General features: G+C 71.8%; 14 protein-coding genes and 2 rRNA genes (1 of these 16 cut by a window edge). 9 read left to right on the top strand and 7 right to left on the bottom strand.

Annotated elements, in window-relative coordinates; genetic code table 11:
• Positions 1-1,853: ribosomal RNA gene (locus tag ACN268_RS15160) — 23S ribosomal RNA — on the top strand; it begins 1,260 nt to the left of the window's first position.
• A 109-nt stretch (positions 1,854-1,962) separates the two neighbouring features.
• Positions 1,963-2,079 (top strand): 5S ribosomal RNA (rrf, locus tag ACN268_RS15155).
• 879 nt (positions 2,080-2,958) lie between these two features.
• Here rrf and ACN268_RS15150 read toward each other — a convergent pair.
• Positions 2,959-3,642, bottom strand: coding sequence for a hypothetical protein (locus ACN268_RS15150; protein WP_421483757.1), 684 nt, complete (start codon positions 3,640-3,642; stop codon positions 2,959-2,961).
• Between the two features lie 70 nt (positions 3,643-3,712).
• On the opposite strand from ACN268_RS15150, the gene ACN268_RS15145 reads away from it, so the two are divergent.
• The 3 genes from ACN268_RS15145 to ACN268_RS15135 all read left to right on the top strand — a co-directional run bounded on the left by ACN268_RS15145 (position 3,713) and on the right by ACN268_RS15135 (position 8,261).
• Positions 3,713-6,331, top strand: a complete 2,619-nt coding sequence (locus ACN268_RS15145; RefSeq protein ID WP_421483756.1) for a valine--tRNA ligase — start codon at positions 3,713-3,715, stop codon at positions 6,329-6,331.
• Positions 6,332-6,423: 92 nt separating this feature from the next.
• Positions 6,424-7,695, top strand: a complete 1,272-nt coding sequence (locus ACN268_RS15140; RefSeq protein WP_421486901.1) for a bifunctional folylpolyglutamate synthase/dihydrofolate synthase — start codon at positions 6,424-6,426, stop codon at positions 7,693-7,695.
• Positions 7,692-8,261 (top strand): DUF4233 domain-containing protein, encoded by a 570-nt coding sequence (locus tag ACN268_RS15135; RefSeq protein ID WP_421483755.1) that lies wholly within the window; start codon positions 7,692-7,694, stop codon positions 8,259-8,261. Before ACN268_RS15140 ends, ACN268_RS15135 begins: the two co-directional genes overlap by 4 nt.
• A gap of 6 nt (positions 8,262-8,267) precedes the next feature.
• On the opposite strand, the gene ACN268_RS15130 is transcribed toward ACN268_RS15135, so the two are convergent.
• Complete coding sequence (locus ACN268_RS15130; protein ID WP_421483754.1) at positions 8,268-9,758, bottom strand: VOC family protein; 1,491 nt, start codon at positions 9,756-9,758, stop codon at positions 8,268-8,270.
• A gap of 141 nt (positions 9,759-9,899) precedes the next feature.
• On the opposite strand from ACN268_RS15130, the gene ndk reads away from it, so the two are divergent.
• Positions 9,900-10,325 (top strand): nucleoside-diphosphate kinase, encoded by a 426-nt coding sequence (gene ndk, locus ACN268_RS15125; protein ID WP_204926261.1) that lies wholly within the window; start codon positions 9,900-9,902, stop codon positions 10,323-10,325.
• A gap of 33 nt (positions 10,326-10,358) precedes the next feature.
• On the opposite strand, the gene ACN268_RS15120 is transcribed toward ndk, so the two are convergent.
• Positions 10,359-12,803 (bottom strand): glycogen debranching N-terminal domain-containing protein, encoded by a 2,445-nt coding sequence (locus ACN268_RS15120; protein ID WP_421483753.1) that lies wholly within the window; start codon positions 12,801-12,803, stop codon positions 10,359-10,361.
• Positions 12,804-12,943: 140 nt separating this feature from the next.
• Here ACN268_RS15120 and ACN268_RS15115 point away from each other — a divergent pair, with 140 nt between their 5' ends.
• A complete protein-coding gene (locus ACN268_RS15115; RefSeq protein WP_421483752.1) occupies positions 12,944-13,726 on the top strand; it encodes an alpha/beta fold hydrolase in 783 nt (260 codons plus the stop codon).
• Between the two features lie 10 nt (positions 13,727-13,736).
• Here the strand turns inward: ACN268_RS15115 and ACN268_RS15110 are convergent, their stop codons facing one another.
• The 3 genes from ACN268_RS15110 to ACN268_RS15100 are packed head-to-tail and all read right to left on the bottom strand — an operon-like array spanning position 13,737 to position 16,313.
• Entirely contained in the window at positions 13,737-14,525 is a 789-nt protein-coding gene (locus ACN268_RS15110) for an ABC transporter permease (protein WP_421483751.1), read from the bottom strand.
• A gap of 10 nt (positions 14,526-14,535) precedes the next feature.
• Positions 14,536-15,306, bottom strand: coding sequence for an ABC transporter permease (locus ACN268_RS15105; RefSeq protein ID WP_421483750.1), 771 nt, complete (start codon positions 15,304-15,306; stop codon positions 14,536-14,538).
• Complete coding sequence (locus ACN268_RS15100) at positions 15,303-16,313, bottom strand: ABC transporter ATP-binding protein (RefSeq protein WP_421483749.1); 1,011 nt, start codon at positions 16,311-16,313, stop codon at positions 15,303-15,305. Before ACN268_RS15100 ends, ACN268_RS15105 begins: the two co-directional genes overlap by 4 nt.
• A gap of 319 nt (positions 16,314-16,632) precedes the next feature.
• Here ACN268_RS15100 and ileS point away from each other — a divergent pair, with 319 nt between their 5' ends.
• Entirely contained in the window at positions 16,633-19,779 is a 3,147-nt protein-coding gene (ileS, locus tag ACN268_RS15095) for an isoleucine--tRNA ligase (RefSeq protein WP_421483748.1), read from the top strand.
• 150 nt (positions 19,780-19,929) lie between these two features.
• Complete coding sequence (locus ACN268_RS15090) at positions 19,930-20,640, top strand: lysophospholipid acyltransferase family protein (protein ID WP_421483747.1); 711 nt, start codon at positions 19,930-19,932, stop codon at positions 20,638-20,640.
• Between the two features lie 106 nt (positions 20,641-20,746).
• Here ACN268_RS15090 and ACN268_RS15085 read toward each other — a convergent pair whose 3' ends face one another.
• Positions 20,747-22,684: a hypothetical protein gene (locus tag ACN268_RS15085; RefSeq protein WP_421483746.1), complete on the bottom strand. Its 1,938-nt coding sequence runs from the start codon at positions 22,682-22,684 to the stop codon at positions 20,747-20,749.
• Positions 22,685-22,700: the final 16 nt, after the last annotated feature.

The raw sequence follows: 22,700 nt of genomic DNA, 5'->3' as shown, positions 1-22,700 counted from the left end.
TAACCACGCGTACCCTTGATGGTGCGTGCAGGTGTGTGGATGGGTAGGGGAGCGTCGTGCCGGGGGTGAAGCAGCGGGGTGACCCAGTTGTGGACGCGGCACGAGTGAGAATGCAGGCATGAGTAGCGAAAGAAGGGTGAGAAACCCTTCCGCCGGATGACCAAGGGTTCCAGGGCCAGGCTAATCCGCCCTGGGTGAGTCGGGACCTAAGGCGAGGCCGAGAGGCGTAGTCGATGGACAACGGGTTGATATTCCCGTACCCGCGAAGGAGCGTCCCTGATGAACCTCGTTGTGCTAACCACCCGAACCAGCCGAGACCTTCGGGTTGAGGTTGGGGAGCGTGGGAACCTGGCGGGTAGTAGTCAAGCGATGGGGTGACGCAGGAAGGTAGCTGAGCCCGGCCGGTGGTTGTGCCGGGGTAAGCGTGTAGGCCGTGGTGTAGGTAAATCCGCACCGCATGGAGGCTGAGACGTGATGCCGAGCCGATTCAGGTGAAGTCAGTGATCCTATGCTGCCGAGAAAAGCCTCTAGCGAGTTTCGAGCGGCCCGTACCCCAAACCGACACAGGTGGTCAGGTAGAGAATACCGAGGCGATCGGGCGAACTGTGGTTAAGGAACTCGGCAAATTGCCCCCGTAACTTAGGGAGAAGGGGGGCCGGAGACGTGAAGCCCCGTGCGGGTGGAGCGTTGTATGGCCGCAGAGAGCAGGGGGAAGCGACTGTTTACTAAAAACACAGGTCCATGCGAAGAAGTAATTCGATGTATATGGACTGACGCCTGCCCGGTGCTGGAACGTTAAGGGGACCTGTTAGCTCTTTCGGGGGCGAAGCGGAGAACTTAAGCGCCAGTAAACGGCGGTGGTAACTATAACCATCCTAAGGTAGCGAAATTCCTTGTCGGGTAAGTTCCGACCTGCACGAATGGCGTAACGACTTCCCCACTGTCTCAACCACAGGCCCGGCGAAATTGCAGTACGAGTAAAGATGCTCGTTACGCGCGGCAGGACGGAAAGACCCCGGGACCTTTACTATAGCTTGACATTGGTATCTGAATGGACTTGTGTAGGATAGGTGGGAGCCGGTGAAACCTGTACGCCAGTATGGGTGGAGGCAATCTTGAAATACCACTCTGGTTGATTTGGGTATCTAACTTCGGACCGTTATCCGGTTCAGGGACAGTGTCTGGTGGGTAGTTTAACTGGGGCGGTTGCCTCCTAAAGGGTAACGGAGGCGCCCAAAGGTTCCCTCAGCCTGGTTGGCAATCAGGTGTTGAGTGCAAGTGCACAAGGGAGCTTGACTGTGAGACTGACAGGTCGAGCAGGGACGAAAGTCGGGACTAGTGATCCGGCACTTGCGTGTGGAAGCGGTGTCGCTCAACGGATAAAAGGTACCCCGGGGATAACAGGCTGATCTTCCCCAAGAGTCCATATCGACGGGATGGTTTGGCACCTCGATGTCGGCTCGTCGCATCCTGGGGCTGTAGCAGGTCCCAAGGGTTGGGCTGTTCGCCCATTAAAGCGGTACGCGAGCTGGGTTTAGAACGTCGTGAGACAGTTCGGTCCCTATCCGCCGTGCGCGTAGGATACTTGAGAAGGGCTGTCCCTAGTACGAGAGGACCGGGACGGACGAACCTCTGGTGTGCCAGTTGTCCCGCCAGGGGCACGGCTGGTTAGCTACGTTCGGAAGGGATAACCGCTGAAAGCATCTAAGCGGGAAGCCTGCTTCAAGATGAGGTATCCCACCCCACTTTGTGGGGGTAAGGCCCCCAGCTAGACGACTGGGTTGATAGGCCGGAAATGTAAGCTCGGTAACGGGTTGAGTTGACCGGTACTAATAGGCCGAGGACTTGATAACAAGGCTGCTACGCGTCCACTGTGCAACTCTGAACAAACACCGAACAACCCCCCACAGGGTGGTAGTGGTTTTTTGTGGGTGTGTGTGTTGTTTGATATGTTCATAGTGTTACGGCGGTCATGGCGGAGGGGAAACGCCCGGTCACATTCCGAACCCGGAAGCTAAGCCCTCCAGCGCCGATGGTACTGCACTCGGGAGGGTGTGGGAGAGTAGGACACCGCCGGACAATCTTTCAGTTGAGGCCAACCCCACCCGGGGTTGGCCTCAACTGCATTCCACACCACTTCCCCCCCCCCCGGAACTGGCCCGCGCCACCGGTAGGAAAGGCCCACCACCGGAAGCGGAAAGGTCATACCCTCCGGGACGTCTCGCCCCAGAACTCCTCGTCCCACGCCAAGGGCCCAAGGATTAGGGGCCCGAGGGTCAAGGGCCCGAGGGTTAACGGCTGGTGGGCGGAAGAAGCGGCTATCCCGACACGGGATACCCCTACACCCCCGATGTCGGCGATAGGCAGCCCGACACGGAAAGCCCCGCCCTGGGCCCTCGCCCCTCCGAGACTCCTCGCGCCAGGCCGAGGACCCCGGGGTCAGGGCTGATGGGGCGAAGAAGCGGCCATCCCGACACGGAATACCCCTACATCCCCGATGTCGGCGATAGGCAGCCCGACGTGGAGCATGCCCACCCCCAGATCCAGCGCAGACTCAGCATGCGATACCCCGACTTCCCCGACGTTGGAGCAATCCACAGCTGCTGAAGCAATCGACGACGACCACGCCACGACGGCACACCGAGCGCCAAGCCGAGCGACCCGTCACCACCACCCACCCCGGCAGCCCTGCACGGCCATCACCTGCCGGCGTCGTCACGACGGCCCTGACCGCCCGGGATCGGGGCGGTCAGCCCGACCCCGGGCCGGTCAGGCACCGCTTGGGTGGTGACGTCGCGGTAATGCTCGGCTGGGAAGGCGCAACGTCGCCGACATGGCACGGTCAACGCAAGGCCCGCCGAGCGAGCCCTGGAGCGGCGAGGGTAACCGGGGGCCTGGGCCTGGGGACGATCAAAAAGGTAACGGGCGCGCTGGGTGAGGGGAGAGGCCCGGCGGCGGTCAGCCCCGGGTCTGGATGCCTTCGCGGAGCTGGCGGAAGAGGCCGGCCGAGTCGTCGACGGAACGGTTGGCGAACATGCCCATCGCCACGCTGCCGTGGTCGGCCCAGCCGCAGATCGCGAAGTCGCCGCCGTCGCCGCTGGTCCGGCCGCACTTCATCACGCCGCCGTACTTCCCGGCGGGCACGGTACGGACGTCGGTCACCCGGCCGGTCTCGTCGGCCATCAACCGGAACAGGCTGTCCAGGTCGCGTTCCGGCTGCCAGAGCAGCGTGGTGCCACCGAAGAACAGCACCGTCCGCTTCTCGTCGGCGGGGTCGCGGTAGACCGTACCGATGCTGCGGTCCAGGTCGATGTCGGCGGCGAATCCGGCGCGCAGGTAGTCGGCGGTGCTGCGGGCCCGGTCGGAGTCGTCGCGGGTGAGACCGGCGAGGTGGCCGGGCGGGTCCAGCCGGACGTCCTTCTGTTGGGCGATGCGCCAACCGGCGGTGCCGAGCGCGGCGGCGCCGACGAGGCCGACCACGAGTGCGACGGTCAGCGCGATCCGCCGGCGTCGGGACACCGGGCGCCGCCCCTGGGGGCTCTGCTCCGGGTCGTGGGTGCTCAACCGGATCGGCTCGTCGGTCAGCTCGACCGGTTCGGGACCCTCGATGAGCTGACGCTCGGTGAGATGTGCGTCGGACATGTTCGCCACCGTACGCGAATGACCGGTGGCGCACGTCGGGTCCGCCGAAGCGCTCCGTAGACTTTCACAGGTGACCGAGAGACTGGATGCCCGACGCCCCGACGCCCCGACCCTTGCCGGCCAGTACCAGCCCGGCGAGGTAGAGCAGCGACGGTACGAGCAGTGGGTAGCCGCCGGCCACTTCCGGGCGTCGGCGCAGAGTGACAAGCCCCCGTTCACCATCGTGATCCCCCCACCGAACGTCACAGGCGTGCTGCACATGGGCCACGCCCTGGACCACACCGTCCAGGACTCGCTGGTGCGCCGTAAGCGGATGCAGGGGTACGAGGCGCTCTGGCTGCCCGGCACGGACCACGCCGGCATCGCTACCCAGAACGTGGTGGAGCGGCAGCTCGCGGGGGAGGGGCTGTCCCGGCACGACCTCGGTCGGGACAAGTTCGTCGAGCGGGTCTGGCAGTGGAAGGCCGAGTCCGGCGGGGCGATCCTCGGCCAGATGCGCCGGCTCGGCGACTCGGTCGACTGGGACCGGGAACGTTTCACCATGGACGAGGGCCTGTCCCGGGCCGTGCAGACCATGTTCAAGAAGCTGTACGACGAGGGCCTGATCTACCGGGCGAACCGGATCATCAACTGGTGCCCGCGCTGCCTGACCGCCCTGTCGGACATCGAGGTGGAGCACACCGACGACGAGGGTGAGCTGGTCTCGATCCGGTACAGCGACGACGTGGTGGTCGCCACCACCCGGGCCGAGACCATGCTCGGGGACACCGCCGTGGCCGTGCACCCCGACGACGACCGTTACCGGCACCTGGTCGGCACCGAGGTCGAGGTGCCGTTGACCGGCCGGCGTATCCCGATCGTCGCCGACGAGCACGTCGACCCGGCGTTCGGCACCGGCATGGTCAAGGTCACCCCGGCGCACGACCCCAACGACTTCGAGATCGGCCAGCGGCACGACCTGCCCGCCCTGACGATCATGGACGAGCGGGGCGTCATCACCGCGCCCGGTCCGTTCCAGGGTCTGGACCGGTACGAGGCCCGCCCGGCGATCGTGGCGGCGCTGCGCGAGCAGGGCCGGGTCGTGGCCGAGAAGCGGCCGTACGTGCACGCGGTGGGGCACTGCTCGCGGTGTCGTACCACTGTCGAGCCGCGGCTGTCGTTGCAGTGGTTCGTCAACACCACCCCGCTGGCGAAGGCGGCCGGCGACGCGGTACGCGACGGCCGGGTGAAGATCGAGCCGGCCGAGCTGGCCAAGCGCTACTTCGCCTGGGTCGACAACATGCACGACTGGTGCATCTCCCGGCAGCTGTGGTGGGGCCACCGCATCCCGGTCTGGTACGGCCCGGCGGGCGAGATCGTCTGCGTCGGCCCGGACGAGACGCCCCCCACCGGCGAGGGCTGGGTCCAGGACGAGGACGTCCTGGACACCTGGTTCTCCAGCGGCCTGTGGCCGTTCTCCACCCTCGGCTGGCCGGAGCAGACCCCGGACCTGGCCAAGTTCTACCCGACCAGCGTGCTGGTCACCGGCTACGACATCCTCTTCTTCTGGGTCGCCCGGATGATGATGTTCGGCCTGTACGCGATGGACGGCCGGCAGCCGTTCGACACGGTCGCCCTGCACGGCATGGTCCGCGACCAGTACGGCAAGAAGATGTCGAAGTCGTTCGGCAACGTGGTCGACCCGCTGGACTGGATCGACCGGTACGGGGCCGACGCGACCCGGTTCACCCTGGCCCGGGGCGCGAACCCGGGCGGGGACGTGCCGGTCAGCGAGGAGTGGTGCCAGGGCTCCCGCAACTTCTGCAACAAGCTGTGGAACGCCACCCGGTTCGCGCTGCTCAACGGCGCGCACACCGAGGGCCCGCTGCCGGCGGCCGACCAGCTCTCGACCGTCGACAGGTGGATCCTGTCCCGGCTGGCGCACGTCACCGTCGAGGTCGACGAGCAGTTCGAGGCGTACGAGTTCGCGAAGGTGTGCGACCTGCTCTACCACTTCGCCTGGGACGACGTCTGCGACTGGTACGTGGAGCTGGCCAAGCCGGTGCTCGCCGCCGACGGGCCGGCCGCCGACGCCACCCGCCGGGTCCTCGGGCACGTGCTGGACCAGTTGCTGCGGCTGCTGCACCCGGTGATCCCGTTCGTCACCGAGGAGCTGTGGACGGCGCTGACCGGGGGCGAGACGGTGATGACGGCGGCCTGGCCGAGCGCCGACCGTACCCTCGTGGACGACGCCGCGGAGCGCGAGGTCGGCACCGTCCAGCGGGTGGTGACCGAGATCCGGCGGTTCCGCTCCGACCAGGGGCTGCGACCCACCCAGCGGGTGGCCGCCCGCCTCGACGGGCTGGCCGGGGTCCAGATCGCGGCGCACGAGCCGTTGATCCGTTCGTTGGCCCGGCTGGACGCCCCGGCCGACGACTTCCAGGCCAGCGCCACCCTCGCCATGCCCGGCGAGGTCAGCGTGGCGCTGGACACCCGGGGGTCGATCGACGTGGCCGCCGAGCGGGCCCGGCTCACCAAGGACCGGGCGGCCGCCGAGAAGGAGGTCGCGCAGGCCCGCGCGAAGCTCGACAATCCGGCGTTCGTCGGCAAGGCGCCCGAGCCGGTGGTCGCGAAGATCCGCGACCGGTTGGCGGTGGCCGAGGCCGACCTGGTCCGCATCGACGCCGCTCTGGAGGCGCTTCCCTCGTGACCGACCGTACCGATCAGCCCGCCCGGTCCGGCGAGGGGCGCGGTGAGTTCGCCGCCGTCGACGCGGAGTTGGCGGCGCGCGGGTTCACCCGCATGCACTTCTCGCTGGACCGCATCGAGGCGCTGCTCGACCTGCTGGGGAGCCCGCAGCGGGCGTACCCGTCGATCCACCTGACCGGGACGAACGGCAAGACGTCCACGGCCCGGATGATCGACTCGCTGCTGCGGGCCTTCGGCCTGCACACCGGCCGCTACACCAGCCCGCACCTGGAGACCGTCCGGGAGCGGATCAGCCTGGACGGGGAACCGGTCGACGAGGCCCGCTTCGTGGCCACGTACCGGGAGGTGAAGCCGCTTGCCGACCTGGTCGACCAGCGGTCGGCCGAGCCGCTCACCTACTTCGACCTGACCACCGCGTTGGCGTTCGCCACCTTCGCCGACGCGCCTGTCGACGTGGCCGTGGTGGAGGTGGGGCTGGGCGGCGCCGAGGACTCCACCAACGTGCTCCAGGCCGGGGTGGCGGTGCTCACCCCGATCGGGCTGGACCACACCGAGTGGCTCGGCGACACCCTGGAGGACATCGCCCTGCACAAGGCCGGCATCATCCACTCCGGCGCGACGGTGGTCGCCGCCGCGCAGGAGGAGGAGGCGGCCCGGCCGATCCTGGAACGGTGCGCCGAGGTCGGTGCCACGGTCGCCCGGGAGGGCGCGGAGTTCGGGGTGCTGCGCCGGGCGGTCGCCGTCGGCGGCCAGGTGCTGACCCTCCAGGGGCTCGGCGGGGTGTACGACGAGGTGTTCCTTCCGCTGCACGGCGCGCACCAGGCGCAGAACGCGGCGGTGGCGCTGGCCGCCGTCGAGGCGTTCCTCGGGGCCGGGGCGAAGCGGCAGCTCGACGTCGAGGCCGTCCGGGAGGGTTTCGCCGCCACCAGTTCCCCCGGCCGGCTGGAGAAGGTGCGCAACGCCCCGACGGTGCTGCTCGACGGGGCGCACAATCCGCACGGGATGGCCGCCACGGTCACCGCGCTCCAGGAGGAGTTCGCGTTCAGCAAGCTGGTCGGGGTGCTCGCCGTGCTCGGCGACAAGGACGCCGCCGGCCTGCTGGAGCTGCTGGAACCGGTGCTCGACTCGCTCGTCGTCACCCGCAACAGCTCTCCCCGGGCGATGCCCGTCGAGGAGCTGGCCGAGCTGGCCCGGGAGGTCTTCGGGCCGGACCGGGTCCAGGTGGCCGACTCGATGCCGGACGCCATCGAGGCGGCCGTCGCCGAGGCCGAGTACGACGTGCCCGGCGAGTTGGCCGGGGTGGGGGTGCTGGTCACCGGCTCGGTGGTGACGGTGGCCGACGCCCGACGGCTGCTGAAGCGATGACCGGCCCGACCCCGGGCCGCCCGCACCCGGACCGCCGCCCTGCCGACCATCCGGAGCCGGCCGGAAGCGCCGGCCCGGCCGGAGGTGCCGGAACACCCGACCGCACCGCCCCGGCCGTAGGCACCGACCCGGCGCAGGTCACCGACCCGGCAGCAGGCAGCGCAACGTCCGACCGTACCGGCCCGGCCGAGGGCGGTGGCCCGGCCGAGGGCGGTGGCCCGGCCGGGCGGCGTTCGGGGTTGCGTAACCCCGAAGCGGCCGTCCGGGGGCTCGGGGCCGGGACGCTCGGCTTGGAGGCGCTGGTGCTGCTGCTGGCGATCCAGCCGATCCGGCTGGTCGGCGGGCACTTCGGCGGGGCGGCGATCGCGGCCACCGTGGCGCTGGCCGTGGCGGCGGTGCTGCTGGCCGGTCTGATGCGCCGCCCGTGGGCCTGGTCGGTGGGCACCGTGTTGCAGGGACTGCTGCTGCTCGCCGGCCTGCTGCACTGGTCGCTGTTCGGGCTCGGGGTCATCTTCGCCCTGGTCTGGGCGTACGCGTTGCACGTGCGGCGGGTCATCCTCGGCTGAGCCGGGTCACGCCTCGGCGCGTTCCCGCCACTGGGTCAGCGCGATGCCGTGCCCGTCCGGATCCCGGAAGGCGGCGGCCCACACCTCCAGTTTGGTGCCCCGGTTGACCACCCGGGGCGCGTAGGTGAACCGGACGCCGGTGTCCTTGAGCCGCCGGTACGCCGCCTCGATGTCGTCGACCTCCAGGTTGACGTGGACCAGCCGGCGGCTGATCGGGGCGGCCCCGGTCACCTCGCGCAGCACCAGCCGGGTCTGCCCGGAGGCGAGCACCGCGTTGCCGGCGCCCCGGTCGAACTCCTCGAAGCCGAGGTCCCGGTAGAAGTCCAGCGAGCGGGACAGGTCGGTGACCAGCAGGGTCAGCCCGACGCCGCTGATCGGGCCGGCCGCATCGTCGCCCCCGGGGGTCGCGGCGGCCGGGTCGTACCCGAAGATCGCCTCGTCCAGGTCGGGGTCGAGCCGGCCGTCACCGGTGGTGGGCCCGTCCAGCGGTACGTCGACCGGGTCGAGGATCGGCGCGTCGAACCGTTCCTCGGCGGGCGGCCGTGGGGCGGGCGCGGCCGTGGGCGCAGCGGTCGCCGGGCCGGCGGCGGCACCGGCGGGGGCGGTGCCGGCAGGGGCGGTGCCGGCAGGGCTGGTGCCGGCGGTGGACGCGGTGCCGGCAGTGGACGCAGAGGCGGCGGTGGACGCGGTGCCGGCGGTGGACGCGGAGGCGGTGGGGGCGGTGGCGCGGCGGGGGAGTTGGCCGGTCGCCGGCTGCTCGACCAGGGTGCCCTCCAGCACCACCGGGCCGCCCGGTCGCTGGTGCACCACCACCGGCTCCCGCTCGTCGGTCAGCACCTCCACGTCGTCGCGCAGCGGCTCGGACCGGACCGGGTCCGGGTGCGGTGGCTCGGCCCGGAGCGGGTCGGCGGGCGGCGGGTCGCGCAGGTCGTCCCGGAACTCGTCGTGGAAGTCGTCGTCGGCCGTGCGGCCCGCCCACGGCGGGGCCTCCTGCTGGATCAGCATGTCGTCGAGCGGCTCGGCGTCGGCGTACTCCGGGGGCAGGTCGGTCACGCCCGCGGCGGCCTCGGTGTGGGTCGGTACCTCGTCCCACAGGACGCGGACGTGCCGCTGGTCGTCCAGGGCCACCCGGATCGGCAGGGTCTGCCCCAGCGACGGCCACTTCGCCACCGGTACCCGGGGCTCGATGATCTTCTTGGACCGGGGCGGCAGGCCCGGCGCGTCGATCACCAACTGGAGCTCGCACCGGCCGAAGGAGTACTGGGTGGGGGGTTCGGAAGCGCTGTGCACGTGCCCGACGCCGACCACCCAGGTGCGTCCGCCGCCGCGTACGGTGCCCAGGGCGACGGCGAGCACGACCAGGGCCACGCCCAGCGCGACGATGGCCCAGCTGGTCATGCCCAGCCCGAACAGGACGACGAAGACCGCCACGGTGCCGAGCACCGCGGCGATCAGCTTGCGTACCGGCGCGATGGTGCGGTTCCCGCCATTCGCCACAGTGGACCTCCCAGGGGTCAGAGCCAGGCTAGGCCGCGCGGCGACCGAGGGAAAGAGCAGCCGCCGCGCCGGTGCCGGTACCGGGTCGCTAGGCTGACCGTACCCAGCCGAACCGCCTTGTGCGCACAGGAGGAACCCAGCGTGTCCAGCAGCAGCCCGGATGAGCGCACCCTCGTACTGATCAAGCCCGACGCGGTGCGCCGTGGCCTGGTCGGCGAGATCATCTCCCGCTTCGAGCGCAAGGGCCTGCGGATCGACGCGTTGGAGATCCGGACGCTGGACGGCGGGTTCGCCGACCAGCACTACGCCGAGCACGTGGACAAGCCGTTCTACCCGCCGCTGAAGACGTTCATGACCAGCGGGCCGCTGGTGTCGCTGGTGCTCTCCGGCGACCAGGTGATCGAGGTGGTCCGGGCGATGATCGGCAGCACCGACGGGCGCAAGGCCGCCGCCGGCACGATCCGGGGTGACCTGTCGCTGTCCAACCGGGAGAACCTGGTGCACGCCTCGGACTCCACCGACAGCGCCAAGCGCGAGATCGCGCTCTGGTTCCCCGCCCTGGGCTGACCCCGGGGCACCCGGCCGGCGGCCGGGGGCGCGCTAGGGGACCGGGCGGTCCCGGAACGGGCGACCCCGGCCGAGCGCGTCGGCGTACCCCCAGCGGCCCCTGATGTCGAGCAGCTCGATCTGGCCCAGTTCCTCGGGGACCGCGGCGTCGACGGCGAGATGGTCCTCGTACGGCTCCAGCCCGAGCAGCGCGCGCAGCAGCATCAGGGGCGCTCCGGCCGACGGCGCGTACGGGCTGTCGGTGAACCCGTGCGGGACGGGGACGTGGGTGGTGGCCCGGTCGTAGCCGGTGAGGTACGCCGGCAGCCGGCCTTGGAAGTGCCGGGCGGCGTCGAGCAGCCCGGTGGCGACCCGGGCGGCCTGCGCCCGGAACCCGGACCGGCGCAGCCCCCAGGCGATCAGCGAGTTCTCCCAGGGCCAGACCGCGCCGGTGTGGTGGCCCAGCGGGTTGTAGTCGGCTGCCGTGCTGGCCAGGGTGCGGATGCCCCAGCCGGAGTACAGCGCCGGGGACATCAGGTGCGCCACCATCTGCTCGGCGCGGTGCGGGGCGACGATGCCGGTGCACAGCAGCTGCCCCATGTTGGACGTGAGGGAGTCCAGCGGGACGCCGTCGAGCTGCACCGCCACCGCGTAGTGGCCCTGCTCGGGCAGCCAGAAGTCCCGGTCGAACCGTTCCCGCAGCCGGGCGGCGTCGCGTTCGAGCCGGTCGGCCCAGGCGGGATCGTCCCAGAACCGGCGGGCCATCCGGGCGGCCCGGCGGCGGGCCTCGAAGGCGTACCCCTGGATCTCGCAGATCGCCAGGGGGTAGGTGGGTGGATGGCCGTCGGCGAAGCAGATCGCGTCGGCGGAGTTGCGCCAGCTCTCGTTCTGCGGCCCGGTGCGGGTCGGGCGGCGGGTGGACCAGACGTAGCCGCTGTCGGCCCGGTCCGCGTCGTGGTCGAGCCAGCCGATGGCGGCCCGGACCTCGAACTCGAACCGGCGTACCAGTTCCGCGTCGCCGGTCCAGCGTTCGTACTCGTCGAGCAGGATGACGAAGGCGGCGGTGGTGTCGGCGGCGCTGAAGCTGGCCGACTCCGGGGTGTCGTTGAACGCGCCGGAGTCGCCGTACCGGCTCTCCTGGAGGATCTTGCCGGGTTGCTCGCCGCGGAACGGGTCGTGCCGGACGCCCTGGCTCAGCGCCAGGATGCGCAGCGTGTTGACCGCCCGCTCGGGCATGAAGGGCAGCGCCTGGAAGCTGCTGACCAGGCTCTCCCGGCCGAGCAGCGCCATCGACCAGGGCAGCCCGGTGGCGGGCAGCGCGGTCGGGAAGTTCAGCCCGGGGTAGTGCAGCGCGGCCAGGTCCCGCACGCCGTACTCGTACGCCCGCTGGAGCGCCTTGTGGTCGGCGCGCAGCCGGGGCACCCCGGCGGTGCGTTCGGTGATGTCCCGGCCCCGCTGGTGCTGGCTGCGCCCCACCGAACTGGTGAGCCGTTCCCGCAGGTCACGGCGGTGCAGGTCGCGCAGGAGGGCGAGCACCCGCAGCCGGGTGGACCAGGTGCCGTGGGGGTCGACGGTGAACGTCCAGGTCAGACCGTGCTCGTCGATCCTGGCCGGCGTGCTGGAGGTGATCACGGTCTCCCGGTGCAGGCCGGCCCGCTTGTAGTGCAGCCGTAGCGCGTCGTCGGCGATGGTGACGGTCACCGGCCGGGCCCGGCGGAAGCCGTCGCGGACCTCCAGCACCTCGGCGAAGTCCGCGCCCACGTCGAGCCGGACGACGTAGCGCACCGGTTCCGGCGCGTAGTTGAACAGGGTGATCTCCTCCTCGTACTCCGGACCGACCCAGCGGTGCCGCAGCACGGAGGTGGTGGCGTTGACGTAGTGGGTGGGTTCGCCGGGGACCAGCCCGAACTTCGCCTCGTAGGTGGCGACGTCGTCGACGGAGAGCACCGAGAGGGACTCGGTGTCGATGGTCAGCGCCCAGGTGGACAGGAACCGGGTGTCGAAGGAGAAGAGCCCGAGCGGGGAGGTCGGCGTGGCCCGCACGTCCCCGTTCTTCCCGCTGATCATGAACATGTTGCCGGCGAAGACGCTGGTGACCTCGTGCAGCCCGATGACACCGGAGGCGGTGTGGGGGACCAGTTCGGCGGCGGGTTCGGTGCCCACGCTGTCGGCGGCGACCGGGAGCAGCCGCCGGAAGGTGAACAGCAGCGCCAGGTCGCCGGCGACCGAGGCGTCGCCGCGCAGCAGCATCGACACCATGTTGTCCCGGCCGGCAAGCAGCCGGACGAACGCCTCGGGTCGGACCTCGACCGTGCAGTCGGGGTGTTCGCCGGTGCGCGCGACCCGGATCTGTGCGCCGTCGAGCCGGACGAACCAGGTGGCGGTCTCGCCGCCCTCGGCGACGATGTCGAAGCGGAGCAGTCCGCTGGGGGCGACGGGCAACCGGCCCCGGCCGTCGGCGGCCAGGGCGGCGAAGAACTCGTCGATCCGCCCGTCCACGGCCCGCTCCCGTCCCACCGCTGCGCCACCCGAAAAGGTCCAGGTGTGCCAAAAGGAACAATACGCCGTGCCCTGTCCGACCGGGCGCGCTTAAGTGGAAGGACGCCACTACCTGCGAAAACACCGGGGAGGGTTCGACGATGGACGGGCAGACTGCCGCCGGGATGCGGTACTGGACGTACGGGCACGGCAGGCGGAGCACCTTCCTGCTGGTGCACGGCTGGTGCTGCGACCACGACTTCATGGCACCCCTGGCCCGGCACCTGGCCACCCGCCAGGACCGGGTGATCGCCGTCGACATGCCGGGCCACGGGGCCAGCCCGCCCCCGGCCGACGGCTACGCGGTCACCGCGATGGCCGGTCACCTGCGGGCCTTCGCCGCCGCGCTCGACCTGCGCCGGGTCTTCGTGATCGGGCACAGCCTGGGCGGGGTCTGGTCGCTGCAGGCCGCCGCCGGGGACCGGGACCGGTTCACCCGGCTGGGGCTGCTCGACTCCGCGGTGGCCGGGGCACCCGGTTCCGCCGCCGCGATCGCCCAGGTGGCGGCGTCGCTGCGGGAGGACACCTCGGGCGCGGTCCGGGAGTCGATCGTCAGGTCGTACTTCCCGCCGTACTCCGACCCGCGCCTGGTGGAGCGGGTGGTGGCGGCCACCGCCCGCCCGTCGACCGAGGTGGCGTACGCGCCGATCGCCGGGCTGGCCGACTGGATCGCCGCCGAGCAGGACGTGGCCGCCCTGCGCCGCTGGGACCGCCCGCTGCTCTTCGTGGGCAGCAACGCCCCGTTCGCCGACTACGCCCGGCTGGCCGAAGTCGCCCCGCAGGCGTTCATCGGGCAGACCGTGGGTTCCGGGCACTTCGTGCAGCTCCAGGTGCCGGCGCAGGTCGACGCGATGGTCGACCGCTACCTGGAGGTCACCGGCTAGCGCCGCCGGCTCAGAGGGTGTCCAGCGAGGCGCGGCGACGGGACTCCGCCTCGAAGACCGTCAACAGCCCGGCGGCCAGCACGGCGTAGCCGACCCCGACGGCCAGCTCCACGCCGATCGGCGGCAGGACGTCGCCCAGCGGAGCGCCGGCGGCCAGCCGCCGGGCCGCGTCGGCGGCATGGGTGATCGGCAGCACCGCGCCCACCGCACGGATGCCCGCCGGCAGGTCGTCGGCCGGCACGTTCACCCCGGTGAACAGCAGCAGCAGCGCCACCGCCACGTTCGAGATCAGGAAGACGTCCCGGAAGCGCAACCCCAGCGCGCCCAGGGTCAGGCCGAAGAAACCGCAGGCCAGCGAGGCGGTGGCCAGCGCCAGCAGCAGGCCGGGCAGGGCGGTGGCCGGGACCCGCAGGCCGAGCAGGAGCGCGGCCACGGTGAGTGTGCTCGCCGCGATCAGCAGGCCGTTGCCGGCGTACGGCAGCACCCGGCCGAGGAAGATGGCGGTGCGGCTGCGCGGGGAGAGCAGCACGTGCCCCAGGGTGCCGAAACGCCGCTCGTTGGCCACCGCCATGGTGCCGCCGTAGACGCAGGCCAGCGCGGCGGAGAGCACCGCGTTGCCGACGATGTAGAACCGGTCGTCGGCGACCCCGAACTCCCGCCCCAGGTAGGCGAAGAAGAAGAGCTGGAACAGCGGGCCCACCAGCAGGGTGCCCACGAAGATCGACGGGGTGGTCCAGTTGAACAGGGCCCGGTAGGCGATGACCCCGCCCACCCCGACCAGCCGCAGCAGCGCGCCCACCGGTGCCTCCTCAGGCCAGGGCCAGGGTCGCGGTGACCCGGGCCCGGCGCTCGACGTACGTCATCAGGGCCCAGCCGGCGGCCAGGCAGGTCAGGCTGATCGCCAGGCAGACCGCCAGCGCCGGCCACACCGGCCCGCCGGACGCGGCCTCGTGCACCGCGCGGGCGCCCCAGGTGGTCGGCAGCACCGCGGCGACCGGACCGGTCCAGCCGGGCAGCGCGGTGACCGGCACGAGCATCCCGGAGACCAGCCAGATCGGGTACTCCAGCATGTTCGCCAGCGCGTTGGCGTGCCGCAGCAGCACGAAGCCGGACGCCAGCAGCAGCCCGAACATGCCCAGCCCGGCGATGCAGCCGGCGACGGCCACCGGGAAGGCCACCGGGTGGGCGAAGTCGAGCGGGATGCCGTACAGCAGCCGGCCCCAGACCAGCGTGGCGAGCATCGCGTACGTGCCGGTGATGCCGGTGGCCAGGGTGACCGGCAGCAGCACCAACGCCGGCGACCGGGGCGCCAACATGATCATCTCCAGGGTGCCCTGCCAGCGCTGGTTCTGGATCGCCCCGCCGGAGCCGAACAGCACCGTCGACCAGACCCCCATCAGGCCCGCGCCGACCGCCGCCTCCAGCAGCCGGTCCGGCTCACCGCCGGCCCGGAACAGGTAGACCGCCAGGGTCGCCTGGACCACCGGGACGAACAACGCGATGGCGATCTCGAACGGGGACCGGCTGAGCTGCTTGACGTGCAGCAGCGCGCCGACCGCGATCATCCGCACGGTGTTCACGCCGGCACCGGCCCGGCCACCGGCGTCGGCTCCGCCGCCCGGTTGACGATCGCCACGTACGCGTCCTCCAGGGTGGGCTGCCGGGCGGTCACCCGGCCCAGCCGTACCCCGCCCAGCTCCCGCAGCACGTCGGCCTGCACGTCCACCCCCGCGTCGGACTGCACCCCGAGGACCTGCGCCGCCCCGTGCACCGCCAGGCTCACCTCGCGGACGCCAGGCCGGGCCCGGATGGCGGCCAGCTGCCCGTCGGTCACCCCGTACGCCTCCACCTCCAGCACCCGCCGGCCGTCGGCGTGGTGACGCAGCTCGGCGGGGGTGCCCAGGGCCTGGATCCGGCCGCCCGCGATCACCGCGATCCGACCGCACAACTCGTCGGCCTCAGCCATGTAGTGCGTGGTCAGTAGCACGGTGGTGCCGGTGGCGGCGAGGTCGGCGACGGTCTGCCGCAGCTCCCGGGCGGCCACCGGGTCGACCCCGATCGACGGCTCGTCGAGGAACAGCACCCGGGGCCGGTGCAGCAGCCCCCGGGCGATGTGCAGCCGCTGGCGCATCCCCCGCGAGTAGCCCTCGACCCGGTCGTCCTCCCGGCCGGTCAACCGGACCAGCTCGAACAGTTCGGCGATCCGGCGCTTCTGCTCCCGGCCCGGTACGCCGTACAGCTCGGCGAAGTAGCGCAGGTTGTCCCGGGCGGAGAGCCGGTCGTAGAGCCCCCGGTCGCCGCCGAAGACGTACCCGATGCGTCGGCGCACCTCCCGGGTCTGCCGGACCACGTCGAAGCCGCAGATCCTCGCCGCGCCCGCCGTCGGGACCAGCAGGGTGTTGAGCAGCTTGATGGTGGTGGTCTTGCCGGCGCCGTTCGGGCCGAGCAGGCCGAACAGCTCACCGTGGCCCACCGCGAGGTCGACCCCGGCGACGGCGTGCACCTCCCGGCGCTGCGGTCGTAGCCAGCCGGTCCGGCTGCGGTAGCTGCGGTGCAGCCCCACCGCCTCGATCGCGTGCTCACCCATGGCCGCGAATCTATGGGTCGGCCCGGCCGCCCGCACCCCCGTTACTCGGCGGCGGTGACCCGGACAGGTCGAGTATCCTTGCCGGTACAGGCGACGACCCGGCCATCACCGGTGAGCCTCCGGAAGAAAGGGCCCGCAGGGCCCGAGTAGAACCGGACGGGGCGGCCCGTCACAGCCGGCCAACGAGCGGGCGGTCGATCCTGACCGTCAAGCGGGGTGGTACCGCGGGCCCGGCCCGGGGCGTCGACGACGGCGTACCGGACAGGGCTCGTCCTCGCAGACCACGACTGAGTGAGCTGCCAGAGGAGAGCGACCCCCGATGGGCTATCCGCTGCACGACCCGACCGCCGCCGGCGTCCCGGCGAGCCCGGACCTGCCCGACGTCGAGCGCCGCGTCCTGGAGCACTGGCGCACCGACCAGACCTTCGAGGCGTCGGTGACGGCCCGGCCGGCCGGCGACGACGGTAAGAACGAGTACGTCTTCTACGACGGCCCGCCGTTCGCCAACGGCCTGCCGCACTACGGCCACCTGTTCACCGGGTACGTCAAGGACGTGGTGCCGCGCTACCAGACCATGCGCGGCCGGCACGTCGAGCGGCGCTTCGGCTGGGACTGTCACGGACTGCCCGCCGAGGTGGTGGCCGAGAAGCAGCTCGGCATCACCAGCAAGGCGGAGATCCTCGACCTCGGGGTGGCCCGGTTCAACGAGGCGTGCCGGTCCTCGGTGCTGGAGTTCACCCAGGACTGGGAGCGGTACGTCACCCGGCAGGCCCGCTGGGTCGACTTCACCAACGACTACAAGACCCTCGACCTGGACTACATGGAAAGCGTCATGTGGGCCTTCAGGACCCTGCACGACAAGGGCCTGGTCTACGAGGGCTTCCGGGTGCTGGCGTACTGCTGGCGGTGCGAGACGCCGCTGTCGAACACCGAGACCCGGATGGACGACGTCTACCGCGACCGGCACGACCCGACGCTGACCGTGTGGTTCGGGCTGACCGCCGACGAGTCCGCCCCGGAGTTGCTGCGCGGGCCGGTGAAGCTGGGCGTCTGGACCACCACGCCGTGGACCCTGCCGTCCAACCTCGCGCTCGCCGTCGGCCCCGACATCGAGTACGCGGTGCTCGACCGCGACGGGGAACGGTTCGTCGTCGGCGCGGCCCGGCTCGGCGCGTACGCCAAGGAGCTGGAGGGCTACCGGCAGGTCGGCACCGTGTACGGCCGGGACCTGGTCGGACGCCGCTACACCCCGCTCTACGACTTCCTCGTCGAGCAGGCCGGCGAGAACGCCTACCAGGTGCTCGGCGCGGATTTCGTCACCACCGAGGACGGCACCGGGATCGTGCACCTCGCCCCGGCGTTCGGCGAGGACGACCAGAACGTCTGCAACGCCGCCGGCATCCCCACGATCGTCACCGTGGACGACCACACCCGGTTCACCGCGTTGGTCCCGCCGTACTCCGGTGAGCAGGTCTTCGACGTCAACAAGCCGGTGATCCGGGAGCTGAAGGAGCGGGGGGTGGTGCTGCGGCAGGACACCTACACCCACTCGTACCCGCACTGCTGGCGCTGCGACACCCCGCTGGTCTACAAGGCGGTGTCGTCGTGGTTCGTCGCGGTGACGCAGTTCCGGGACCGGATGGTCGAGCTGAACCAGCAGATCAACTGGACGCCCGGCCACATCAAGGACGGCTCGTTCGGCAAGTGGCTGGCCAACGCCCGGGACTGGTCGATCAGCCGCAACCGGTTCTGGGGCTCGCCGATCCCGGTGTGGAAGTCCGACGACCCGACCTACCCCCGGGTCGACGTCTACGGCTCCCTGGCGGAGATCGAGCGGGACTTCGGCGTACGCCTGACCGACCTGCACCGGCCGGCCGTCGACGACCTGACCCGACCCAACCCGGACGACCCGACGGGCCGCTCGACGATGCGCCGGGTGCCGGAGGTGCTGGACTGCTGGTTCGAGTCCGGGTCGATGCCGTTCGCCCAGGTGCACTACCCGTTCGAGAACGCGGACTGGTTCGAGCACCACTACCCGGGTGACTTCATCGTCGAGTACATCGGGCAGACCCGGGGCTGGTTCTACACCATGCACGTGCTGGCCACCGCGCTGTTCGACAGGCCGGCGTTCCGCAACTGCCTCAGCCACGGCATCCTGCTCGGCTCCGACGGGCGCAAGATGTCCAAGAGCCTGCGCAACTACCCGGACGTCTACCACGTCTTCGACGCGTACGGCTCGGACGCGATGCGCTGGATGCTGATGTCCTCGCCGGTGCTGCGCGGCGGCGACATGCCGGTCACCGAGCCGGCGATCCGCGACGCCGTCCGGCAGGTGCTGCTGCCGCTGTGGAACGTCTGGTACTTCTTCTCGCTCTACGCCAACGCCGACGGGCACACCGCCCGGCGGCGGGTGGACAGCACACACCTGCTCGACCGGTACGTGCTGGCCAAGACCCGGGAACTGGTGGAGACCGTCGGCGCGCAGATGGACGCGTACGACATCTCCGGGGCGTGCGGCACCGTCCGGTCCTACCTCGACGCGCTGACCAACTGGTACGTGCGTCGCTCCCGGGACCGGTTCTGGTCGGGCGACGCCGACGCGTTCGACACGCTGTGGACCGTGCTGGAGACGCTCTGCCGGGTGGTGGCGCCGCTGGCCCCGCTGACCGCCGAGGAGATCTGGCGCGGGCTCACCGGCGAGCGGTCGGTGCACCTGACCGACTGGCCGTCGGCGCAGGACCTGCCCGCCGACCACGACCTGGTCGCGGCAATGGACGCCACCCGGGACGTCTGCTCGGCGGCGCTGTCGCTGCGCAAGGCCAAGGGGCTGCGGGTCCGGCTGCCGCTGCCGAAGCTGACCGTGGCCTCCCCGGTCGCCGACCAGCTCCGGCCGTTCGCCGACCTGGTCGCCGACGAGGTCAACGTCAAGGAGGTGGCGTTCTCGGCGGAGGTCGCCAGCTACTGCCAGCAGGTGCTGACCGTGGTGCCCCGGGCACTCGGCCCCCGCGTCGGCAAGCAGGTGCAGCAGGTGATCAGGGCGGTCAAGGCGGGGGAGTGGGAGCTGCGCGACGGCGCCCCCGTCGCCGCCGGGGTCACCCTCGCCGAGGGCGAGTACGAGCTGCGCCTGGTCGCCGCGGACGCCGAGCACTCCGCGCCGCTGCCCGGTGGTGAGGGCGTGGTGGTGCTCGACACCGAGGTCACCCCGGAACTGGCCGCCGAGGGGCTGGCCCGGGACGTGGTCCGGGTGGTGCAGCAGGCCCGCCGGGACGCCGACCTGGACATCTCCGACCGGATCGTGGTGTCGGTGTCGGGCTCCGAGCAGGTCCGGGCGGCCGTGTCGGCGTACACCGGGTTCGTGGCCCGGGAGGTGCTCGCCGACACGGTGGACTTCGCCGACGGCGTCGACGGCTTCGCCGGTGAGGTCGGCGACGGCGAGCGGGTGACGGTGACCGTCCGCCCGGTGTGAGTCGTCGGTGGGGTCCCGGCCCGGCGGGCCGGGACCCCACGACCACCCGCGCCATCCAGCAGGCGGACGCGCGTGCACCCGTTGGGTCCTACGGGCGTCCGTCCGCTACCGTGACACCGCCTGTTTCACCGTACGACCGCCGGAGGACCCGTGCCGCTGCTCTACACCATCGGCAAGCTCACCGTGGGACCCGCGATGCGGCTGGCGTTCCGCCCGGTCGTGGAGGGGCTGGAGCACATCCCGGCGAGCGGCGGCGCGATCTTCGCGGGCAACCACCTCTCCGTCGCCGACGAGCTGCTGCTCGGCACCGTCGTTCCCCGGCACCTCGCCTTCTGGGCCAAGTCGGAGTACTTCACCGGCACCGGCCCGAAGGGCGCGCTGTCCAAGTTCGTGCTCACCGGCCTGGGGGCCATCCCGGTCGAGCGGGCCGGTGGCCGGGCCGCGCTGTCCGCGTTCGACGCGGCCATCCCCGCGCTGCGCGGCGGCGACCTGGTCGCCGTCTATCCCGAGGGGACCCGGTCGCCCGACGGCCGACTCTACCGGGGACGGACCGGCACCGCCCGGCTGGCGGTGGCGGCCGGGGTGCCGGTGATCCCGGTCGGGGTGACCGGCACCGACAAGGTCCAGCCGATCGGCACCCGGATTCCCCGCCCCGGCAAGGCGAAGATCATCATCCGGTTCGGTAAGCCGCTGGACTTCACCGGCCGCTCCGACGACCGCACCTCGCTGCGGGAGATGACCGACGAGCTGATGGCCGAGATCCAGAAGCTGACCGGCCAGGAGTACGTCCCCCGGTACGCCCCCCGCCGCGCCGAACCCACCTCGGGCGGTACGCCCACCGCCGGCAGCGCCCCGGCCTGACCGCCGCGCCCGCACCCGACCGGCGCGGGCCGGTGTGACCGGCACCGCCTGACCCACCTGCGGGACTGACCGCAGGACCGGCCCGGCCACCGTACGGGGGCCGGGCTCAGCCCTGCTTCGGGATGACGATCTGGGCGCGCATGGTGGCGAGCAGCCGGGCGCTGTCGTCCACCGAGAGCCTGGTGAACACACCCGTGGTGCTGCTGCCGTGGTCCACCGAGGTGCAGACCACCACGTCGGTGCCGTCGGACGAGCCGGTGGCGCAACGGTCGTACCGGCCCCGGACGCCGCTGTCGACAGGTTGGGGGGTACCCAGCTTGAAGGTGTCGGTCAGCCGCACCATCGCGTCGTCCGCGTCGGACTCCGGCCGGAGCCGGAAGCCGGTGTCACCGAAGACGATCACCCGTTTGCCGTCGGAGGTGCTGTAGATCCCGGCGTAGATGTCCTCGGCGAGCAGGTTCGCCTTGCGTACCTCGGTCTTGAGCTTGTCGACCTCGCTGCCGGAGTCCGACCGCAGGGTCAGGTCGGCCACCTGGGCGGGCAGGGCGGCGTCGGCCGGGTACTGCTGCCAGGCCGGCTTGCCGAACCAGGCGGGGCAGCCGCAGCAGCAGACCAGGCTGAGCAGCAGCACCCAGGGCCAGCGTCGCCGCTTGCGGCGGACGTACCCCTTGGGCGGCCGGTTGGGCGGTGGCTGCGGCGGCGGGGCGGGCGGCTGCGGGCGGACCCGCCGTTGCTTCGGCGTGCGGGGCGGCGCGGGCGGTGGCTGCGGCGGCGGTGACGCCGGGCGGGCCGGGGGTGGCGACACCGGGCGGGCCGGCGGCAGGGGTGCCGGCCGCGCGGCGGGCACCGGCGTGACCGGGTACGGCCGGGTCGGCGAGGGGGTGGCCGGTGCGGCCGGTGCGGCCGACGGGTACGGCGCCGCCGGGCTGTGCTGGCGGGGCGGGGTCGGTGTGTGCTGGTGGGGCAGGACCGCCGCGGCGGCGGGTGGCGGCTGGTCGACGTCGGTCGGGTAGGGACGGGTCGGCGGTGGCGCGTACGGCAGCGCCGCCGGCTCCGGATGGTGCACGTCCCAGCCGCCCGTGTCGACACCCGCCCACGGGTCGACCGGGGTGCGGTGTTCGGGCAGCTCCGGCGGGGGCGGCGGGGGTGGCGGAAGCGGCACGAACTGGACCGACTCGCCCCACGCGGGGCGACGCGGCGGCGGTGGGGGCACGGCGGCGGAACCGCTCCACCGGGGTACCGCGGGCTCCTCCAGCGTCGGGTCGGGCCGCTGCCCGCCCGGGTGCTGCTCCACCCGGGTGGCGTCCGGCCGCTGCGTCACCGGGGTGTCGTCGGGCTGCCGCTCGATCCGCGTCGGGTCGGGACGCTGCTCCGGCCACCCGGCGTCGGGTTGCTCCACCCGGGTGGCGTCCGGCAGGTGCGGTGCGCCGGGCGGGGTGGTCCGGCCCGGAACGGCGGCCGACCCCCGGGCCGGGGTGACCGGGCCGGGTGCGACCCCCCGCGCCGGCCCCGCCGACTCCACCGGACCGGTGGATGCGGCCGGGCTGCCCTGACCCGCCGGGCTGATCGGTTCCGGCGTGCTGATCGGCTCCGGCGGGCTGGTCGGCTCCGGCGGGTCGGCCGGCTCCGGCAGGCCGGATCGAGTGGTAGGGCTGGTGGGTGCTGGCGGGTCGCCCTGCGTCGCCGCGTCGCCCTGCGCGGTCGAGTCGTCGTCGGTGACCGGGTCGTCCTGTGCGGTGGGGTCGTCCTGCGTGACCGGGTCGTGCTGGTCGGTCGGGGCCTCCGGTGCGGTGGGGAGGTCGACCGGCTCTGCGGGGGCGGTGGCGTCGCCGGCCGGGGCGGCGGGGTCGACCGGCGGAACCGGAACGGGCTCCGCAGCCGGCGTCGCCGGGTCGGTGGGGCCGCTGGGCGGCGGTACGGGGAGGTCGGCCGGACCGGTGGCGACCACCGGATCCTGCTGCCGACCCGGGACGGGACGGTCCCCGTCGGCCGGCCGGTCTGCTCCCGGCTGCGGCTCCGGCATCGCGGCAATCTCCTCTCGCACCGGTTGCGAGGTTAGT

Source organism: Micromonospora sp. WMMD735, from assembly GCF_049178995.1.
Lineage (GTDB): Bacteria > Actinomycetota > Actinomycetes > Mycobacteriales > Micromonosporaceae > Micromonospora > Micromonospora wenchangensis.
Note: the sequence above shows the minus strand (reverse complement) of the source record. Positions and strands in the feature narration are given on the sequence as shown.